General features: G+C 62.8%; 19 protein-coding genes. 13 read left to right on the forward strand and 6 right to left on the reverse strand.

The genetic code is table 11. The features are described from left to right. Window positions 1-160: 160 nt before the first annotated feature. A complete protein-coding gene (locus FA04_RS14030) occupies window positions 161-673 on the forward strand; it encodes a disulfide bond formation protein B (protein WP_034797856.1) in 513 nt (170 codons plus the stop codon). Between the two features lie 111 nt (window positions 674-784). Here the strand turns inward: FA04_RS14030 and FA04_RS14035 are convergent, their stop codons facing one another. Then, a complete protein-coding gene (locus FA04_RS14035) occupies window positions 785-1342 on the reverse strand; it encodes an HNH endonuclease (protein ID WP_034797858.1) in 558 nt (185 codons plus the stop codon). Window positions 1343-1449: 107 nt separating this feature from the next. Beyond that, a complete protein-coding gene (locus tag FA04_RS14040; protein WP_034797859.1) occupies window positions 1450-2097 on the reverse strand; it encodes a DNA-3-methyladenine glycosylase family protein in 648 nt (215 codons plus the stop codon). A 54-nt stretch (window positions 2098-2151) separates the two neighbouring features. Here FA04_RS14040 and gluQRS point away from each other — a divergent pair, with 54 nt between their 5' ends. Beyond that, complete coding sequence (gene gluQRS / locus FA04_RS14045; RefSeq protein WP_034797860.1) at window positions 2152-3033, forward strand: tRNA glutamyl-Q(34) synthetase GluQRS; 882 nt, start codon at window positions 2152-2154, stop codon at window positions 3031-3033. On the opposite strand, the gene FA04_RS14050 is transcribed toward gluQRS, so the two are convergent. After that, window positions 3022-3930: a YihY/virulence factor BrkB family protein gene (locus FA04_RS14050; RefSeq protein WP_034797861.1), complete on the reverse strand. Its 909-nt coding sequence runs from the start codon at window positions 3928-3930 to the stop codon at window positions 3022-3024. The two genes, gluQRS and FA04_RS14050, sit on opposite strands and share 12 nt — an antisense overlap. Before the next feature lie 181 nt (window positions 3931-4111). Between FA04_RS14050 and FA04_RS14055 the strand changes: the two genes are divergently transcribed. From FA04_RS14055 to FA04_RS14085, 7 genes are all read left to right on the forward strand, one after another. After that, the gene (locus FA04_RS14055; protein WP_034797862.1) at window positions 4112-4945 is read left to right on the forward strand and encodes an SDR family oxidoreductase; all 834 of its coding nucleotides are present in this window, start codon (window positions 4112-4114) and stop codon (window positions 4943-4945) included. A gap of 24 nt (window positions 4946-4969) precedes the next feature. After that, a complete protein-coding gene (locus FA04_RS14060; protein WP_034797863.1) occupies window positions 4970-5173 on the forward strand; it encodes a twin transmembrane helix small protein in 204 nt (67 codons plus the stop codon). Window positions 5174-5240: 67 nt separating this feature from the next. Continuing rightward, the gene (locus FA04_RS14065; RefSeq protein ID WP_034797864.1) at window positions 5241-5819 is read left to right on the forward strand and encodes a cob(I)yrinic acid a,c-diamide adenosyltransferase; all 579 of its coding nucleotides are present in this window, start codon (window positions 5241-5243) and stop codon (window positions 5817-5819) included. Between the two features lie 77 nt (window positions 5820-5896). Further along, window positions 5897-6694, forward strand: coding sequence for a rhomboid family intramembrane serine protease (locus tag FA04_RS14070; RefSeq protein WP_034797866.1), 798 nt, complete (start codon window positions 5897-5899; stop codon window positions 6692-6694). Between the two features lie 285 nt (window positions 6695-6979). After that, the gene (locus FA04_RS14075) at window positions 6980-7729 is read left to right on the forward strand and encodes an electron transfer flavoprotein subunit beta/FixA family protein (RefSeq protein ID WP_060518495.1); all 750 of its coding nucleotides are present in this window, start codon (window positions 6980-6982) and stop codon (window positions 7727-7729) included. 22 nt (window positions 7730-7751) lie between these two features. After that, window positions 7752-8681, forward strand: a complete 930-nt coding sequence (locus FA04_RS14080; protein ID WP_060643815.1) for an electron transfer flavoprotein subunit alpha/FixB family protein — start codon at window positions 7752-7754, stop codon at window positions 8679-8681. A gap of 151 nt (window positions 8682-8832) precedes the next feature. Then, window positions 8833-9705 (forward strand): 3-hydroxybutyryl-CoA dehydrogenase, encoded by an 873-nt coding sequence (locus FA04_RS14085; RefSeq protein WP_034806743.1) that lies wholly within the window; start codon window positions 8833-8835, stop codon window positions 9703-9705. Window positions 9706-9774: 69 nt separating this feature from the next. Here the strand turns inward: FA04_RS14085 and tlpA are convergent, their stop codons facing one another. Continuing rightward, window positions 9775-10446 (reverse strand): thiol:disulfide interchange protein TlpA, encoded by a 672-nt coding sequence (tlpA, locus tag FA04_RS14090; protein ID WP_034806622.1) that lies wholly within the window; start codon window positions 10444-10446, stop codon window positions 9775-9777. A gap of 26 nt (window positions 10447-10472) precedes the next feature. Here tlpA and argH point away from each other — a divergent pair, with 26 nt between their 5' ends. From argH to FA04_RS14110, 4 genes are all read left to right on the forward strand, one after another. Further along, entirely contained in the window at window positions 10473-11876 is a 1404-nt protein-coding gene (argH, locus tag FA04_RS14095) for an argininosuccinate lyase (protein ID WP_034806619.1), read from the forward strand. Between the two features lie 118 nt (window positions 11877-11994). After that, the gene (lptM, locus tag FA04_RS14100) at window positions 11995-12189 is read left to right on the forward strand and encodes an LPS translocon maturation chaperone LptM (RefSeq protein ID WP_034806616.1); all 195 of its coding nucleotides are present in this window, start codon (window positions 11995-11997) and stop codon (window positions 12187-12189) included. Between the two features lie 72 nt (window positions 12190-12261). Then, window positions 12262-13530 (forward strand): diaminopimelate decarboxylase, encoded by a 1269-nt coding sequence (gene lysA / locus FA04_RS14105; protein ID WP_034806740.1) that lies wholly within the window; start codon window positions 12262-12264, stop codon window positions 13528-13530. A 206-nt stretch (window positions 13531-13736) separates the two neighbouring features. Further along, the gene (locus FA04_RS14110) at window positions 13737-16397 is read left to right on the forward strand and encodes a TIGR02302 family protein (protein WP_034806614.1); all 2661 of its coding nucleotides are present in this window, start codon (window positions 13737-13739) and stop codon (window positions 16395-16397) included. Between the two features lie 118 nt (window positions 16398-16515). Here FA04_RS14110 and FA04_RS14115 read toward each other — a convergent pair whose 3' ends face one another. Beyond that, window positions 16516-16875 carry a response regulator gene (locus tag FA04_RS14115; protein WP_034806737.1) on the reverse strand — a complete coding sequence of 120 codons (360 nt, stop codon included), beginning with the start codon at window positions 16873-16875 and terminating at the stop codon, window positions 16516-16518. Window positions 16876-17097: 222 nt separating this feature from the next. Continuing rightward, on the reverse strand, window positions 17098-17643 hold the full coding sequence (gene hpt / locus FA04_RS14120) for a hypoxanthine phosphoribosyltransferase (protein ID WP_034806612.1): 546 nt from the start codon (window positions 17641-17643) through the stop codon (window positions 17098-17100). Between the last annotated feature and the right edge of the window lie 55 nt (window positions 17644-17698).

Raw genomic sequence — 17698 nt, forward strand, 5'->3', positions numbered from 1 at the left:
GTCAACCATCATTTTCAGGATGCACGACCAACAATCACGAAAGCGTGCGGGCCGGTCGCAGCCGCTGCGATTTACAGCGCGCACGATCCTGCCTAAGAAGGCGCCATCCAGTTTGCACTGCGGCATCCCTCGGTTTCGAGTTGCCGCCCGCGAGGTATAGATGATCGACGCCGCCACCCAATCCCGCCAGCATTTGCTGATCGCCGTTATCGTAACACTCGGCATGGCGGCGACCGTGGGCGGCGCGCTCGGCTTCGAGCATGTCGGTGGCTATATTCCCTGCGCGCTCTGCCTGTTGCAGCGCGATCCCTACTACTGGGGCATCCCGGTCGGTGTTTTGGCAATCGCCACGACCGCGTTCAAACTGCCGGCGTGGACGACACGCACGCTGCTTCTCATCGTCGGCATCCTGATGCTGGTCGGCGCCGGCATGGGCGTCTATCACTCGGGCGCCGAATGGGGCTTCTGGGAAGGACCGTCCACCTGCGCCACGACCGCGCAAGGGATTTCGTCGAATGTCGGTGATCTGCTGGGCGATCTCGATTCCAAGCATGGCCCGTCGTGCACCGAAGCCTCCTTGCGGGTGCTCGGGCTCTCCTTTGCCGGATGGAATGTGATCGCCAGCCTCATCCTCGCAGCAATCGCCTTGCGCGGTGCGGCAAAGGCGCGCTGATCCCAGATCGCTCTCGGGAAACAGGCAACGCCCCAACAAGGGGTTCGCGAGCGCACGCACCTCTCCTGACCCCGCTTTGGGCTTAGATCCGGCAAGAAGGCACGAACAGCGTCAGGGCTGCAGTTCGACGTCCCAGTAGAGATAGTCCATCCAGCTTTCATGCAGATGGTTCGGCGGGAAGAGCCGGCCGTTGTTGTGCAGGTCCTGCACCGTCGGCTGGAAAGGCCTCTGGTGCGGGAACATGCCGGCTTGCTTCGGCAGCTTGCTGCCCTTGCGTAGATTGCAGGGCGAGCAGGCTGCGACGACATTGTCCCAGGTCGTCTGGCCGCCGTGAGCGCGGGGCACCACGTGATCGAAGGTGAGATCGTCGGGCGAACCGCAATACTGGCATTCGAATTTATCGCGCAGGAACACGTTGAACCGGGTGAAGGCCGGGTGGCGTGAGGGCTGCACGTAGCTCTTGAGGCAAACAACGCTCGGCAGTCGCATCGAGAAGCTCGGAGACGACACCGAATGTTCGTACTCGGCAAGGATATTTACACGGTCAAGGAAGACGGCCTTGATCGCGTCCTGCCAGGACCAAAGCGACAAGGGGTAGTAACTCAGCGGCCTATAGTCAGCGTTCAAGACGAGCGCCGGCAAGGCCTGTGGTGAGACTGCAATCGTCAAGCGTATTCTCCTGATCGATTCGGCATCTGCACCTTCTATATTAGGCCCGTTGCAACAGGATTGTGAAGCCGGAAACAAAAATGCGTGCGCTGGATTCGCTTTTTCCTTCAAGGTGTCACAGGAACAGCATCACGACGCATTTCCTGTGAATAATAGGCCCAGAAGAGGCGTGCGGCGACGCTGCGCCAGGGCGACCACGAAGCGGCGAGCGAATCAATTTCGCGTGCGCTCGGGCGCAGTTCGAGGCCCAGTCCGTGACCGATCGCGTTTTGCAGCGCGACGTCGCCGGAGGGAAAGACATCCGGATGACCGGCGCAGAAGAGCAGATAGACTTCCGCCGTCCAGCGCCCCACCCCCTTGATCGCCGTCAGCTCCCGGATCGCCTCCGATCCTTCGATGTTGCAGATCGCGTCGAGATCGATCTGACCGCTGACGACCACCTCGGCCACGCGCCTCAGCGCCTCGGCCTTCGCCCGCGACAGCCCGATCGCCCGGCAATCCTCGTCGCTCAGCGAATTGACGCCTGCCGCCGTGACCTCGCCGAGCTTTTCTTCCATGCGCCGCCAGATCGCAGCCGCACTTGCCTTCGAGACCATTTGCGAGACGATGATGCTGGCAAGGCCGCGATAGCCGGGATCGGTGCGCCGGAGCGGCACCGGGCCGGCTCTCGCAACGACGTGCCCGAGGCGCGCATCGAGCATCACCAGGCCTGACAGCCCGGCCTCGATATCCTCATGTGTCCGGATGATCCGCATGACGCCTCCACAAAGCGGATGATTTTTATACCCCTTCCATGGCAAAGGGAAAGCATGCCTGACACGCCACCCGTTTTCCGTTTTGCCCCGAGCCCCAACGGGCTGCTCCATCTCGGCCACGCGCTTTCCGCGGTGCTGAACCATGACATGGCGAAGGCCGCGAACGGGCGTTTCCTGCTGCGCATCGAGGATATCGACCAGACCCGCTGCCGCCCGGAATTCGAGGCGGCGATCTTCGAAGACCTTGCCTGGCTCGGCCTCGACTGGGAGCGCCCGGTGCGCCGGCAATCGGAACATCTCGACGCCTACGCGTCGGCGCTTCAACGGCTGGACATGCTGGGTGTCATCTACCCCTCGGTCATGACCCGCGGCGAAATCAAGGCCGCCGTTGCCGATGCGGAAGCCGGCGGCCAGACCTGGCCGCGCGATCCGGACGGCAGCCCGCTCTATCCCGGCCGCGAGCGCGAATTGCCCCAAACCGAGCGCGCGGCTCTCACCGCGGGCGGCAAGGCCTATGCTTGGCGGCTCGACATGGAGAAGGCCATCGCGCTTTTGGGAAAAGACCACCTGAGCTGGGCCGAGAGCGGCCATGGTCCTGAGGACGAAACCGGCACCATCATCGCCGACCCCGCCGCCTGGGGCGACGTGATCCTGTCGCGCTCCGATGCGCCGTCAAGCTACCATCTATCCGTCGTCGTCGACGACGCGTTGCAGGGCATCACCCATGTGGTGCGCGGCCGCGACCTCTATCATGCGACCTCCGTGCACCGGCTGCTGCAGCGGCTTCTCGATCTGCCGGAACCGCTCTATCACCATCACCGGCTGATCCTCGGCCCGGATGGGCGCAAGCTGTCGAAGAGCAACCAGGATACCGGCATCGCCGCTTTCCGCGCCGCCGGTCGCACAGCGGAGGAAATCCGCGCGCTAATCGGCTAGGTCCTGCTCCTCGCGGGCCGCGTCGTTGCCATTGCGCAGCTGGAAGCTGCGCCGCACCATGCTCTTGACCCTGTATTTGAGGATCGCCGCATTGATCTCGGCGCCGATGATGAAGATTGCAGCGATCATGTAGAGAAACACCAGCACGATCATGATCGACGCCAGGCCAGCATAGGTAGACACATAGGTGGCGAAGGTCGCGAGGTACGAAGCAAAGGCATAAGCGCCGATCGTCCAGCAAACGAGCGTCAGCGCGATGCCCGGCAAAACGTCGATCACTTTACGGTGCCCATCCGGCAGCCAGAGATGGGACACGAGCAATCCGCTGGTCAGCACGACGAGAGCGAGCGGCAGGCTCCAGTTGTCGACGGTCGCAAGCACGCCACCAAGCCAGGGGAGCCACTGTCCGGCATAACGCACCGCCAGCGGCACGGCGACGAGCAGAATGCTGAGTGCGGCCAGGATCAGGACGCCGGCAAGCACGAAGCCGAGGCTCGCAAGCCGAGTGACGTACCAGTAGCGGCTCTCGGTCACTCGATAGGCGCGATTGAGCGAGACGCGCAGCGCCTCGACGCCGTTGGAGGCGAAATAGGCGGCGGCCAGCACCGAAACGGTCAAGAGCCCACCGCGCGGGATCGTCAGCACCCGCACGATTTCGTCGGCGATGGGCTTGGCGATCGATTCCGGCCAGGCATCGAAAATCAGATGCACCGCCGTTTCGGCAAACTGGTCGGCCCCGAGAAAGCTGCCGAGCGCCGTGCCGAAAATCAGGAAGGGAAAGACGGCGAGCAGCGACGACAGCGCCACATGGCTCGCCATCGCCCAACCGTCGTCGAGGCTGAAGTGCCAGAGCGCATCGAACACGACTTTCCAGGTGATGCGTATAAACGCTGGCATTCCATTCCAATCCTACGAGGCGCCGGGACTACCCGATCAGTACGTCCGTCTCGGCGCCGTTTCCTTGGCTTCGCATGACCCCAACGGCGACAACGCTGGCGGGTTCCGGCTTGCGCAATTCAATTGTATCCCGCCGATGAATATGGGAAACCGAGGCAGGATTTCTACAGGATTCGACCGGATGACGGATCGCCCCACAATCATTGTCACCGGATGCTCCTCCGGAATCGGCGCCCATTGCGCACGCGCGCTTCATGCCGACGGCTGGCGGGTCTTTGCGACCGTGCGCCGGGAAGAGAACCGGCAATCGCTTGAAAGCGAGGGCATCGAGACCTTTCTGATGGACTACACCAAGCCGGAGAGCATCGCTGCCCTGGCCGATACGGTGCTGGCGCTTTCCGGCGGGCGCATCGACGCGCTGTTCAACAACGGCGCCTATGGCCAGGCGGGTGCGGTCGAGGATCTGCCGACCGAGGCGCTGAGGCTCCAGCTCGAGACCAACGTGATTGGCTGGCACGACCTGACGCGGCGGGTGATCCCCGCGATGCGGGCGCGCGGCAGCGGCCGCATCGTGCAGTGCTCTTCCATCCTCGGCATCGTGCCCTATCGCTGGCGCGGCGCCTACAACGCCTCCAAGTTTGCGATCGAGGGCCTGTCCCTCACCCTCAAGATGGAGCTGGCCGGCAGCGGTATCGAGGTGAGCCTGATCGAGCCAGGGCCGATCACATCGAAATTCACCGCCAATGCCGTTACCTATATCGAGCGCTTCATCGACCTCAAGAATTCGGTGCACCGCGTCGAATACGAGCGGCAGATGCGACGCCTGAAAGGCGAAAGCAAACCCGCGGCCGGAAAGCTCGGCCCGGAGGCGGTTTATGCGGTTTTGAAGCACGCACTGACAGCAAAGAAACCGAAACCGCACTATATTGTAACAAGGCCAGCCAGACAGGGCGCGCTTCTGAAGAAGCTCCTGCCGGCGGCACTGTTTTATCGCATCATCGGCCGACTTGGCTGAAGCAGAATTGCAAGGAAGAGTTCGATGTCCAGCTTCTTTACCGGCTTGACCCTGTTCGTCATGGGCCTGGTCGTGATCGTTTTGATCCGCGGCCTCGTGAACATGGCAAAGGGTGGCAGCGGCAACACGTCCAACAAGTTGATGCAGGCGCGTGTACTGTTGCAGGCAATCGCGATCGTGCTCATCATGGTGACCCTTTGGATCACCGGCGGCGGCCGTCCGACCTGACGCAAATTCCGAACGGACAACCGTTCCACACCGTTCCTGAAATTGCGCTAGAGGACTGCGTCCGCCCATGGTGAAGCTCAACAAGATCTATACCCGGACGGGTGACAACGGCACCACCGGGCTCGTCTCCGGCCCGCGCCGGCTGAAGAGCGATCTGCGCGTCGATGCTTATGGCGCAGTGGACGAAACCAATGCCTTCGTCGGCCTGGCTCGGCAGCATACGGCCGGCAACGTCGATCTCGACGCCGCACTGATGCGGATCCAGAACGATCTCTTCGATCTCGGCGCGGATCTCGCAACACCCGACACCGGCGAGCCGCCGCAATACGAACCGCTGCGCATCGTCGCAGCGCAGGTGACCTGGCTCGAAACCGAAATCGACCGGCTGAATACCGAACTTGATCCCTTGCGCTCCTTCGTGCTTCCGGCCGGAAGCCCCGCCTCCGCAGCCCTCCACGTCGCCCGCACGGTCGCACGCCGTGCGGAACGCCAGGTGGTGGCCCTTGCCCAGATCGAAGGTGAAGTCGTCAGCACGGAAGCCATCGCCTATATCAATCGCCTGTCGGATTTCCTGTTCGTCGCGGCGCGCTTTGCAAATGACAAAGGTCAAGCCGACGTCCTTTGGATTCCCGGAAAAAACAGATAACGTCGGCTCGCGCATTGTCGCGCCCGATCGAGATTCGGCGGGAGAAACGGGCAATAACCTGTGCTTCGGGAGACCGCATGTTCATACCGCTTCACGATACGAACACCCTGAAGCACATCAAGGTCCAGTACGTCACGATCAGCCTGATCGTCATCAACATTGCCGTCTGGCTGATCACCGGACCGATTGCCTCCGAGCAATTCACCAACGCCGCGCTGCTGGGCTTCGGCTATATCCCGGCGCTCATTTTCGACTACGCGCAGCTTGATCCCTCGCTCGTCGTCGTCCCCGACGGCTTCACCTTCGTCACCTATTCCTTCCTGCATGGCGACTTCATGCACCTCGCCATGAACATGCTGTTCCTCTGGGTGTTCGGCGACAATGTCGAGGATGCGCTCGGGCACTTCCGCTATCTCGCCTTCTATCTTCTCTGCGCGGCTGCAGGCGCACTGGCGCATGGGCTTCTCGACCCGGCCTCCGAGGCGCCGTTGATCGGCGCATCGGGCGCGATCTCCGGCGTCGTTGCCGCCTATTTCCTGCTACACCCGAAGGTGCGCGTCTGGGTGCTTGTCTTCTTCCGCATCCCGCTGCCCTTGCCCGCGGCCATCCCGCTTGCCTTCTGGATCGGCCAGCAGTTCTTCATGCTGGTCGTCGATCCCGGCAGCGGCGTGTCCTGGAGCGCCCATGTCGGCGGCATCGTCGCGGGCCTGGTTCTGGTTGTCATTTTGCGACGCCGCGATGTGCCGCTTTTCGACCGCACGATCGTCACGCCGCGCGCCGTCCGGCACAAGGCCGAACCGGTCACCGCAAGCCAACCGCCGTCGTCAGATGCGACAAGATCGCCCGTTCCCTGGGGACGCCAGACCGGATCCTGACACCGGCAATCGCCAGCCTTCAACGAGGATGATCCGTTATTTCAATGGCTTGCCTGAAGCGCGCCCGGCCCTGCCGGGACAGTGCCGCATCAGGCCCCAAGCCACTTGCCATCGATCATTCTTACGTGTACGTAAACGTAATTCCAATTCTCGGGATTATATCGATTTAGCGCCATGTACAGCGATTGTAATTGGAGAAAAAACGCGTATCGATGTCGCCAACCGACAATCAGGCGGCTCCGTTAAGGCGCATTTTCCTGCGAAAGCTCTTGGAGGGAAGAATCCATGAAAATACTTGTGACGGTGAAGCGGGTCGTTGACTACAACGTCAAGATCCGCGTGAAGGCAGACGGTTCGGGCGTCGAACTTGCGAACGTGAAGATGTCGATGAACCCCTTCGACGAAATCTCGGTCGAAGAAGCGCTCAGGCTGAAGGAAGCCGGCAAGGCTGAGGAAGTCGTCGTCGTTTCCGTTGGTCCGGCCAAGGCCGAAGAGACGCTGCGCACGGCGCTCGCCATGGGGGCCGACCGCGCCATCCTGGTTGAGACCGAAGACCAGGTCGAGCCGCTCGCTGTCGCCAAGATCGTCAAGGGTGTGGCCGAGGCTGAACAGCCGGGCCTGATTATCGTCGGCAAGCAGGCAATCGACGACGATTCGAACCAGACCGGCCAGATGCTGTCCGCCCTGCTCGGCTGGGCGCAAGGCACCTTCGCCTCCAAGGTCGAGATCGGCGATGGCAAAGCAACCGTGACGCGCGAAGTCGACGGCGGTCTGCAGACGATCGACATCAAGCTGCCGGCCGTCGTTACCACCGACCTGCGCCTGAACGAGCCGCGCTACGCCTCACTGCCGAACATCATGAAGGCGAAGAAGAAGCCGCTCGACAAGAAGTCGCCGGCCGACTTCGGCGTCGACACCGCCGCCCGCCTCAAGGTGCTGAAGACCGAGGAGCCGTCGGGCCGCAAGGCCGGCATCAAGGTCAAGTCGGTCGCCGAGCTCGTCGAAAAGCTCAAAACCGAAGCCGGCGTGCTCTGATTTAAGGAAGGGAGATTTTATCATGGCCATTCTTCTTCTGGCTGACCACGACAGCAACCACCTTTCCGACCAGACCGCCAAGGCGCTGAGCGCCGCTTCGAAGATTGGCGGCGATGTGCATGTTCTCGTTGCCGGCGCCGGCGCGAAGCAAGCTGCCGAACAGGCCGCCAAGCTTGCAGGCGTTGCCAAGGTGCTCGTTGCCGACGACGCCTCGCTTGCCAACAACCTCGCAGAACCGCTCGCTGCCCTGATCGTCTCGCTCGCTGGCAGCTACGACACGATCGTGAGCGCCGCGACCTCGGTCGGCAAGAACGTCATGCCGCGCGTTGCAGCCCTGCTCGACGTTTCCCAGGTTTCGGAAATCATCGAAGTTGTCTCGTCGGATACCTTCAAGCGTCCGATCTATGCCGGCAACGCCATCCAGACGGTGCAGACGACCGAAGCCAAGCGCGTCATCACCGTGCGCACCGCCTCCTTCGCGTCCGCCCCTGAAGGCGGCTCGGCCGCGATCGAGAGCGTTTCGGCTGCCGCCAACCCCGGCGTTTCCTCCTTCGTCGCCGACGCCCTGTCGTCGTCCGACCGCCCGGAGCTGACGTCTGCCAAGATCATCATCTCCGGTGGCCGCGCGCTCGGCTCGTCGGAAAAGTTCCAGGAAGTGATCCTGCCGGTGGCCGACAAGCTCGGCGCTGCCGTCGGCGCTTCGCGCGCTGCCGTCGACGCCGGTTATGCCCCGAACGACTGGCAGGTCGGCCAGACCGGCAAGGTGGTCGCACCCGATCTCTACATCGCCTGCGGCATTTCCGGTGCCATCCAGCACCTCGCCGGCATGAAGGACTCGAAGGTCATCGTCGCCATCAACAAGGACGAAGAGGCGCCGATCTTCCAGGTCGCCGACTACGGCCTGGTTGCCGATCTCTTCGACGCTCTGCCGGAGTTGCAGAAGGCGCTGTAAGCCCAAATCGATGCCACCCTCCGCACCCATGAAAAGGGCTGGCAAAAGCGGGGACTTGGCATTAACAATCTACCGGGCCGGCCAAACCGGCCCGGTTTGCGTGTCTGATGGCGGCCTTGCCGCCAACCCTTGAAGATGGATGTTCGCCGCGATGATCAAGACGGTCGGAATTATTGGTGCCGGGCAAATGGGCTGTGGCATCGCACATGTTTCGGCAATCGCCGGATACAAGGTGCAGATCTATGATCTGGCCGCCGAACGGATCGAAGCGGGCCTTGCAACCGTCAACGGCAACCTTGCCCGTCAGGTCTCCTCCGGCAAGATGACCGACGAGGCCCGCAAGGCAGCCCTTGCCCTGATCAAGGGCTCTTCCGATATCAACGACCTGTCCCAGGCCGATCTTGTGATTGAAGCCGTCACCGAAGACGAAACGATCAAGCGCAAGATCTACGGTCAGGTTTGTCCGATCCTGAAGCCGGAAGCGATTCTCGCGACGAATACCTCGTCCCTGTCGATCACGCGCCTGGCCTCCGCCACCGATCGCCCCGAGCACTTCATGGGCATCCACTTCATGAACCCGGTTCCGGTGATGAAGCTGGTCGAGCTCGTGCGCGGCATCGCCACGGACGAACAGACCTTCAAGACCGCCAAGGAATTCGTCGCGACGCTCGACAAGACCGTGACAGTCGCCGAAGATTTTCCGGCCTTCATCGTCAACCGCATTCTGCTGCCGATGATCAACGAGGCGATCTATACGCTTTATGAAGGCGTCGGCAGTGTCGAGGCGATCGATACCGCCATGAAGCTCGGCGCCAACCATCCCATGGGCCCGCTGCAGCTTGCCGACTTCATCGGCCTCGACACCTGCCTGTCGATCATGCAGGTGCTCTATGACGGCCTGGCGGACTCGAAGTATCGCCCCTGCCCGCTGCTGGTGAAATATGTCGAAGCCGGCTGGCTCGGCCGCAAGTCCGGACGCGGCTTCTACGACTATCGCGGCGAAGTGCCGGTTCCCACCCGCTAATTCCGTCAGCATTTGACAAGAAAAACCCGGCGATCCGCCGGGTTTTTCTTTGTCCAGATCTAGTCTCCTTCAGCTTCCCGCAGCAGGAGCAAGCGCCGCGCTGATCAGCGCCTTGGCGTCGTCGCTGTCCCAGGCGGCCGGCCCGTTCATCGAGCCGATCAGGCAGCCCTTGTCGTCGAGCAGCAGGGTTGCCGGCAGGCCGAAGGCCAGGCCTTCCTTCTTCATGTTGTTGAACACGCCCATCGAGGCGTCGCGATAATAGCCAAGCTCATGCACGGCCGTCTCGTCGAGGAAAGCCTTCGGCTTCTCGTCGTCGCCGACGTCGATGTTGATCGCCACCACTTCGAACTTGTCGCTGCCGAGCGACTTCTGCAGGGCGTTCAAGGCCGGCATTTCCTCGCGGCAGGGAACGCACCACGTCGCCCAGAGATTGACGAGCAGCGTCTTGCCGGCAAAGGCCGAGACATTGGTCGGCTTGCCGTCCGGACCGTTGAAGTCGAGCGCGATCGGCCGCGGCGACGACGCCGGCGACATCGCGGCGACCTGCCCCTTCATGAAGGGTGTCAGCGCAGCGACCTTGGCCGAGGTCAGCGGGCAACTGGCGGAGGCCGTTTCGGTTGCCTCACCATTGCCAGACCCGGTCTCCTTCACGTATACCGCTGCCGCACCGACGATCACGCCGAACAGGGCGGCGAGCGCGAACAGTTTCACGGCCGGGGGGGATTTCTTCTGGTCGGGCATTTCATTCTCCAAGGCGGGCATTCTTCATGGCTGACGGCAATTCCGAGACGAAATCCTCCAACCAGATGTGGGGCGGTCGCTTTGCCTCGGGTCCGGACGCGATCATGGAGGAAATAAATGCCTCGATCGGCTTCGACAAGAAGCTCTATGCCCAGGACATCCGCGGCTCAATAGCGCATGCGACGATGCTGGCGCATCAAGGCATCATTTCGGCCGACGACAAAGACAAGATCGTTCACGGCCTGAACACGATCCTGTCAGAGATCGAAAGTGGTGCGTTCGAGTTCTCACGCCGCCTCGAAGACATCCACATGAACATCGAGGCCCGGCTCGCGACCCTGATCGGTCCGGCTGCCGGCCGCCTCCACACCGCCCGCTCGCGCAACGATCAGGTGGCGCTCGACTTCCGCCTCTGGGTCAAGGAAGAGCTGCAGCGCACCGAGAAAGCGCTGACGGCGCTGATCGCCGCCTTCCTCGACCGCGCCGAGGAACATGCCGATACCGTCATGCCCGGCTTCACCCATCTGCAGACCGCGCAGCCCGTCACCTTCGGCCATCACTGCATGGCCTATGTCGAGATGTTCGGCCGCGACCGCTCGCGCGTGCGTCACGCCATCGAGCACATGGACGAGAGCCCGATCGGCGCCGCCGCCCTTGCCGGCACCGGATTCCCGATCGACCGTCACATGACCGCCAAGGCGCTCGGCTTTGCCGGCCCGACCCGCAACTCGATCGACACGGTATCGGACCGCGACTTCGCGCTCGAATTCCTGTCGATGGCCTCGATCACTGCCACGCACCTGTCGCGGCTGGCCGAAGAGATCGTCATCTGGTCGACGCCGCAGTTCGGCTTCATCCGCCTGTCGGATGCATTTTCGACCGGCTCCTCGATCATGCCGCAGAAGAAGAATCCCGACGCCGCTGAACTGGTGCGCGCCAAGACCGGCCGCATCAACGGTTCGTTGATCGCGCTGCTCACGGTCATGAAGGGTCTGCCGCTCGCCTATTCCAAGGACATGCAGGAAGACAAGGAACAGGTCTTCGACTCAGCCGAAAGCCTCGAGCTGGCGATCGCCGCCATGACCGGCATGGTTCGTGACATGACCATCCGTAGCGATCGCATGAAGGCCGCCGCCGGCTCCGGCTATTCGACCGCGACCGACCTTGCCGACTGGTTGGTGCGTGAGGCAGGCCTGCCCTTCCGCGACGCCCACCATGTGACCGGCCGCGCCGTGGCGCTTGCTGAACAGAAGGGCTGCGACCTCGCGGATCTTTCGCTTGCCGACCTGCAGTCGATCCACGCCGACATCACCGAGAAGGTCTTCGATGTCCTGACGGTCGAAGCCTCCGTGGCCAGCCGTACCTCCTTCGGCGGCACGGCGCCCAACGAGGTTCGCAAGCAGATCGCCTGGTGGCGCGCCCGCAACTAAGACATCTGCTCCCAAGCCCGCTGCGGGCGGCTCTTCGCCCGCAGAAACAGGGTGCACAAGTGCCTGAAAAATCGGTAAGACATCGCACCTGCATCAGTTCCCGCGAAGGAAAATCACGATGACATTCACGAAGGCGGCCCGGCTTGCACTTCTGCTGGCGATCCCCGGGCTGGTTCTTGTCGGTTGTGGACGCAAGGGCGACCTCGATCGCCCCGGCTCGACCGCGCCGATCAACACCAAGGCGCCGGCAGGAACTGTCGAGCAGAAGGAAAAAGCAGACGAGCGTTCGTTCCTGCTCGATCCCCTCCTCTAGTAGAAATTACGCAATTCCGAACGGAAGCCGCTTCGCACTTTCCTGGAATTGCTCAAAGTCGAGCTGCGTGACGTGAACCATTTTCAATACCGCGACGGAATTCTCTACGCCGAAGATGTGCCGGTGACCGATATCGCCCGCGCCGTCGGCACACCCTTCTACTGCTACTCGACCGCCACGCTCGAGCGCCACTACACGGTGTTCTCCAAGGCTTTCGCCGATGTGGATGCGATGGTTTGCTATGCGATGAAGGCCAACTCGAACCAGGCGGTACTGAAGACGCTCGGCCGCCTCGGCGCCGGCGTCGACGTGGTCTCTGGCGGTGAGCTGCGCCGGGCGCTGGCGGCCGGCATCCCGGCAAACCGCATCATGTTCTCCGGCGTCGGCAAGACGCCGCTGGAAATGGATCTCGCACTGGAAGCCGGCATCTACTGCTTCAACGTCGAGTCCGAGCCGGAACTCGAGGTCCTGAACCAGCGCGCCGTTCGTGCCGGCAAGCGCGCCCATGTGTCCTTCCGCATCAACCCTGATGTTGACGCGAAGACCCATTCCAAGATTTCCACGGGCAAGAAGGAAAACAAGTTCGGCATTTCCTGGGAGCGCGCCCGTGCGGTCTACGCCCATGCCGCAACGCTGCCCGGCATTGAGGTGACCGGCATCGACATGCATATCGGCAGCCAGATCACCGAACTGCAGCCCTTCGACGACGCCTTCAAGCTGCTGCGCGAACTGGTCGATACGCTGCGTTCCGACGGCCACTCGATCGATCACGTCGACATCGGCGGCGGCCTCGGCATTCCCTACAAGGACGACAACAATCCGCCCCCGCTGCCGGACGCCTATGCGGAAATCGTCAAGAGCCAGCTGCAGTCGCTCGGCTGCAAGATCGTCACCGAACCGGGCCGGCTGATCGTCGGCAACGCCGGCATCCTGGTGACCGAAGTCATCTACGTGAAGGACGGCGGCGACAAGACCTTCGTCATCGTCGACGGTGCGATGAACGATCTCATCCGCCCGACCCTCTATGAGGCCTATCACGAGATCCGCCCGGTCCGCATTTCCGCCGCCAACGCGCCGCGCATCCGCGCCGACGTCGTGGGCCCGGTCTGCGAAACCGGCGACTATCTGGCGCTCGACCGCGAGATGGCGATGCCGAAGCCTGGCGATCTCTTTGCCATCAGCTCGGCCGGCGCCTACGGCGCCGTGCAGGCCAGCACCTACAATTCACGCCTCCTGATCCCGGAAGTTCTGGTCAAGGGCGACCGTTTCCACGTCGTTCGCCCGCGTCAGGACTATGACGCGTTGATCGGTCTCGATTCGGTGCCGGACTGGCTCGACTGACCCGTCCGGGCGCGACAACGACAATCTGTGGATCGGCCGCCCGGCCGATCACGATTGTGTTTGCGCCCTCGTCTTCGCCACAAACGATGGTATCCTGAACGCAAGCGGGATAGGCGAAGTTGCGTGCATTTTTGAGCTCGGCCGTCGCCTCACTACATTGGGTCAGCCACAAGCGTTGATGGGCGACCGAAAGGAAACTTGGGCGGATGACGCAATTCCGGCAGGATGAAACGCCACAACCGAAGCCGTTTTCGAGAACTCTGGCGCTGAAGAGATGGCTGGCGCGCGCGGTGCTGGTCGCCGAGCAGGTCCTGCCGCGTATCCTTCTGCCCGGTGCGATCGCCCTTCTGTTTCTTGCCTTCGCCTGGCTCGGCTTCTTTCGCGCTGCACCTTTCTGGCTACATGCGGTCGCGCTCTTTGCCTTTGCGCTAACCTTCCTCGCCTCTCTCTTACCGCTCAGCCGGTTGCGGCTTCCCGGTAATGCCGATGCCGATCGCATGCTCGAAGAGCGCAATGCGCTGCCGCATCAGGCCATCCGCGTCCAGGACGATCGCCCCGCGACCGACACCCCTCTGGGCGAGGCGCTCTGGCGCGAACACCAGGCGCGCATGGCTCGCATGATCGGCACCCTCGAGACTGGCCTGCCGCGGCCCGATATCGCCAGGCACGATCCCTTCGCGCTCAGGGCCGTGCCTGTGCTGCTCGCTTGCGTCGCCTTTGCCTATTCCTATTCCAACCGCGCCGGATTGCTGAGTGATGCGTTCCGGCTGCCGCAGACGTCGATCGAAGCAGCCAATATCCGCGTCGATGCCTGGGTAACGCCGCCGCCCTATACCGGGCGGGCGCCAATCTTCCTGACGGGCAAGCCGGAAGCCGCCGCTGCCGTGAATGAAGACGCCGGGGCGATCACCATCCCGCAGTTCAGCGACATCACCGTACGGGTCACCGGCGCCGGTGCGGACGCGCCAGTGCGCTACGCGGAAACCGGCGGGAGCAAACCGATCGCCATTCCGGTGGCCGGCGAAAAGGCCGAGGAAAAGCAGAGCAAGCCGAAAGTGGACGATGCCAGCCCGAAGGTTGCCGAAATGGTTGCAACGGAGCCGGCGCGCAGTCCGAATGCCGTGCGCAACCACGTCTACAAGGTCGTCAAGGATGGCGAACTTATCGTCGGCAGCCAGCGCTGGGCGTTCAAGATCACCCCGGACGGCGTGCCTCAGATCGCCTTTGACGGAATCCCCCATCCGACCATCAACGCGGCGCTCGAAATCACGTTTACGGCCAACGACGATTACGGCATCGCCCAGGCCTGGGCGGAGATCAAGCCGCTCGACGAACCGGCGGAAGGCGCCCGCGCGCTCTATCCGCTACCGGAATACCGGCTCGATCTGCCGCGCCGTAACGCGCGCGAGGCAAAGGGCACGACCAGCCGAAACCTCAGCGAGCATCCGCTCGCCGGCAAGCGGGTAGCGGTGACGCTCGTCGCCCGGGATGCTGCCGGACAGGAAGGCCGCAGCCCGCCGCACGACATGATCCTGCCTGCCCGCCAGTTCTCGCAGCCGCTCGCCGGCGCCGTCGCCGAACAGCGTCAGGTTTTCGCGCTCAATGCCAACGACCTGCCGCGCGCCATCGACCTCAACGACGCCGTCACGGCGCTTGCTGAGGACTGGATCCCGAACCTCACTCATTTCCTGCTGTTGAAATCGGCGCGCACCCGGATGGCGCTCGCCTATAACGACGACATGTTGCGCGATGCCGCCGGATACCTCTGGGAGATCGCGCTCGGCATCGAGGACGGCGACCTGTCGCTTGCCGAGCGCCGCCTGCGCGAAGCCCAGCAGGCGCTGTCGGACGCCTTGGAGCGCAACGCTTCGGACCAGGAAATCGCCAAGCTGATGCAGGAACTGCGCCAGGCGATGCAGGAATACATGCAGGCGCTCGCCGAGCAGGCGATGAAAAATCCACGCATGACCGGCAAGCTCGACCCGAACAACATCCTCCGCCAGCAGGACCTCGAGAAGATGATGAACCAGATCGAGAATCTGGCGCGCTCGGGCGCGCGCGATCAGGCACAGCAGATGCTCTCGGAACTGCAGCGCATGATGAACAACCTGCAGGCTGGCCGTAGCCAGCAGCAGATGGGCGAGCAGAACGACGCCATGCGCCAGCAGATGGACAAGCTCGGCAAGCTGATGCAGCAACAGCAGCAGTTGATGGACGAGACCTTCAAGTTCGACCAGGCCCTGCGTGACCGGATGCAGCGGGGCGACCCGCTGCAGGGCGAAGACAACGAGCTCTTCGGTCAGGAAATGCCGCAGGACCCAGGTCAGCAGGGCGATCCGAATGGTCAGCCCAACCCACTCGACAACATGACCGCCGAACAGCTCAAGGATGCACTGAAACAGCTGAAAGAGCAGCAGGACGCGCTCGGAAAACAGCTCGGTGAGCTGAACAAGGGCCTGGAAAGCATGGGCATCAAGCCCGGCAAGGGCTTCGGCGAAGCCAAGCGCGAAATGGACGGCGCTTCCGGCGCGCTCGGCAAGGGCCAGGGCGAACAAGCCGTCGGCAATCAGGGCCGCGCGCTACAGGCCCTGCGCCAAGGCGCCCAAGATATGATGAACCAGATGCAGGGCCAAGGTCAGGGCGGCCCTGGCATGGGTGTTCCGCAATACGGTCAAAACGGCCGCGATCCTTTGGGACGACGGCAACAGAATCTCGGCCCGAATTTCGGCGACCAGGTCAAGGTTCCAGACGAGATCGATTCTCAGCGCGCCCGACAAATCCTTGACGAGATTCGCCGCAGGCTGGGCGACAGCCTGTCGCCGGAGCAGGAGCGCCAGTACCTCGAACGCCTGCTCGACATGCGCTGAGCCGAGCGCCCGGCTCAGCCCTTTGCCTCATCACGGCAGAACATGACAACGGCTCCCGTCGCATCCAATCGATGCGCCGGGTCGCGGTCCTGTTGCTGTGGGCCGGCAGGTCTGGCCGTCAGGCGGCCAGCGCCAGCGCGACTGCCTTGCGGATATCGGGAAGGGAGAAGGGCTTGGAGATGACATCGACGATCTTGTCGGTGAGATCGTCAGCCCGCTCGCGCTGCTCGGCATAGCCGGTCATCAGCAGGATCTTCATGGCCGGAAAGGCCGCCGACGCCTGGTGCGTCAGCTCGATGCCGTCCATCACGGGCATACGGATATCGGAGAGCAGAAGGTCGAACGCCTCGGCCTCCAGGCAGGCAAGGCCATCGGCCCCATCGCCCGCTTCGACCGTCTCGTGGCCGTCGAGCCTCAGGGCCCGCGCAACGAAGGAACGCAATGCATCCTCGTCCTCGGTAATCAGGATCTTCGCCATCATGGCCTCCGCGTTCGCTTCCGAGTCCGGCGTTCACGCCGGCACCCGCACCTGATCCAAAAGTACAGCGGGCGTGGATCATCGGGAGACACACTGGCGCTGCAGCGCCGCCGATCCCCGTCGAGAATCACTGCGGCACGCACCAAAACAACCAGTTTTTCGTTTGTGTTCGGTAAACGCCGAACGACTGGATTTCAGGGCGCATGCCCCAAATCGAGACGTTTACTCGGCGTCGCCGGTGACAACACCGACAAAAGGCAGCTCGCGGAAGGCATAGGCGACGTCCATGCCGTAGCCGACGACGAAGTGATCGGGGCATTCGAAGCCGACATAATCCGCCTCGAGCTCGACCTTGCGCTTGACCCGCTTGTCGAGCAGCACGGCGATCGTGACGTTGCGGGCGCCGCGCTCGTACATCAGTTCCTTGGCGAAACGCAGCGTGCGGCCGGATTCGAGAATGTCGTCGATCAGCAGAACGTCGCGCCCATGCACGTCGCTGTCGATATCCTTGGTGATCTTGACGCCCTGCGAAACGGTGCCGGTGCCATAGCTCGACAGCGTGATGAACTCGACTTCCGGTGCCAGACCGGCCGTATGCATCGAGCGGATCAGATCGGCCGCGAAGATGAACGATCCCTTGAGCACCGCGATCACCAGTAGATCCTTGTGCGGGCCGTTGACGATCATTCCGGCGAGCTCGCTGTTGCGGGCAGCGATGGTTTCGGCCGTATAGAGAGGTTCGATATTCTTACCGCGAACAACGGGCATCAAGGCTTCTCCAGCGTTTCATCCGGAAGACCTTAAGCCTTCCCTTTGGCGCCGC

The sequence above is a fragment of the Ensifer adhaerens genome (assembly GCF_000697965.2).
Lineage (GTDB): Bacteria > Pseudomonadota > Alphaproteobacteria > Rhizobiales > Rhizobiaceae > Ensifer > Ensifer adhaerens.

Excerpts from the sequence above, each read along its gene's own strand:
- FA04_RS14070 (WP_034797866.1), top strand. The coding sequence starts at position 5,897 with ATGTTCATACCGCTTCACGATACGAACACCCTGAAGCACATCAAGGTC.
- FA04_RS14115 (WP_034806737.1), bottom strand. The coding sequence starts at position 16,875 with ATGGCGAAGATCCTGATTACCGAGGACGAGGATGCATTGCGTTCCTTC.
- gluQRS (WP_034797860.1), top strand. The coding sequence starts at position 2,152 with ATGCCTGACACGCCACCCGTTTTCCGTTTTGCCCCGAGCCCCAACGGG.
- FA04_RS14080 (WP_060643815.1), top strand. The coding sequence starts at position 7,752 with ATGGCCATTCTTCTTCTGGCTGACCACGACAGCAACCACCTTTCCGAC.
- hpt (WP_034806612.1), bottom strand. The coding sequence starts at position 17,643 with ATGCCCGTTGTTCGCGGTAAGAATATCGAACCTCTCTATACGGCCGAA.
- FA04_RS14055 (WP_034797862.1), top strand. The coding sequence starts at position 4,112 with ATGACGGATCGCCCCACAATCATTGTCACCGGATGCTCCTCCGGAATC.
- FA04_RS14060 (WP_034797863.1), top strand. The coding sequence starts at position 4,970 with ATGTCCAGCTTCTTTACCGGCTTGACCCTGTTCGTCATGGGCCTGGTC.
- FA04_RS14075 (WP_060518495.1), top strand. The coding sequence starts at position 6,980 with ATGAAAATACTTGTGACGGTGAAGCGGGTCGTTGACTACAACGTCAAG.
- FA04_RS14050 (WP_034797861.1), bottom strand. The coding sequence starts at position 3,930 with ATGCCAGCGTTTATACGCATCACCTGGAAAGTCGTGTTCGATGCGCTC.
- tlpA (WP_034806622.1), bottom strand. The coding sequence starts at position 10,446 with ATGCCCGACCAGAAGAAATCCCCCCCGGCCGTGAAACTGTTCGCGCTC.
- argH (WP_034806619.1), top strand. The coding sequence starts at position 10,473 with ATGGCTGACGGCAATTCCGAGACGAAATCCTCCAACCAGATGTGGGGC.
- FA04_RS14040 (WP_034797859.1), bottom strand. The coding sequence starts at position 2,097 with ATGCGGATCATCCGGACACATGAGGATATCGAGGCCGGGCTGTCAGGC.
- FA04_RS14085 (WP_034806743.1), top strand. The coding sequence starts at position 8,833 with ATGATCAAGACGGTCGGAATTATTGGTGCCGGGCAAATGGGCTGTGGC.
- FA04_RS14110 (WP_034806614.1), top strand. The coding sequence starts at position 13,737 with ATGACGCAATTCCGGCAGGATGAAACGCCACAACCGAAGCCGTTTTCG.
- FA04_RS14065 (WP_034797864.1), top strand. The coding sequence starts at position 5,241 with ATGGTGAAGCTCAACAAGATCTATACCCGGACGGGTGACAACGGCACC.
- FA04_RS14030 (WP_034797856.1), top strand. The coding sequence starts at position 161 with ATGATCGACGCCGCCACCCAATCCCGCCAGCATTTGCTGATCGCCGTT.
- lptM (WP_034806616.1), top strand. The coding sequence starts at position 11,995 with ATGACATTCACGAAGGCGGCCCGGCTTGCACTTCTGCTGGCGATCCCC.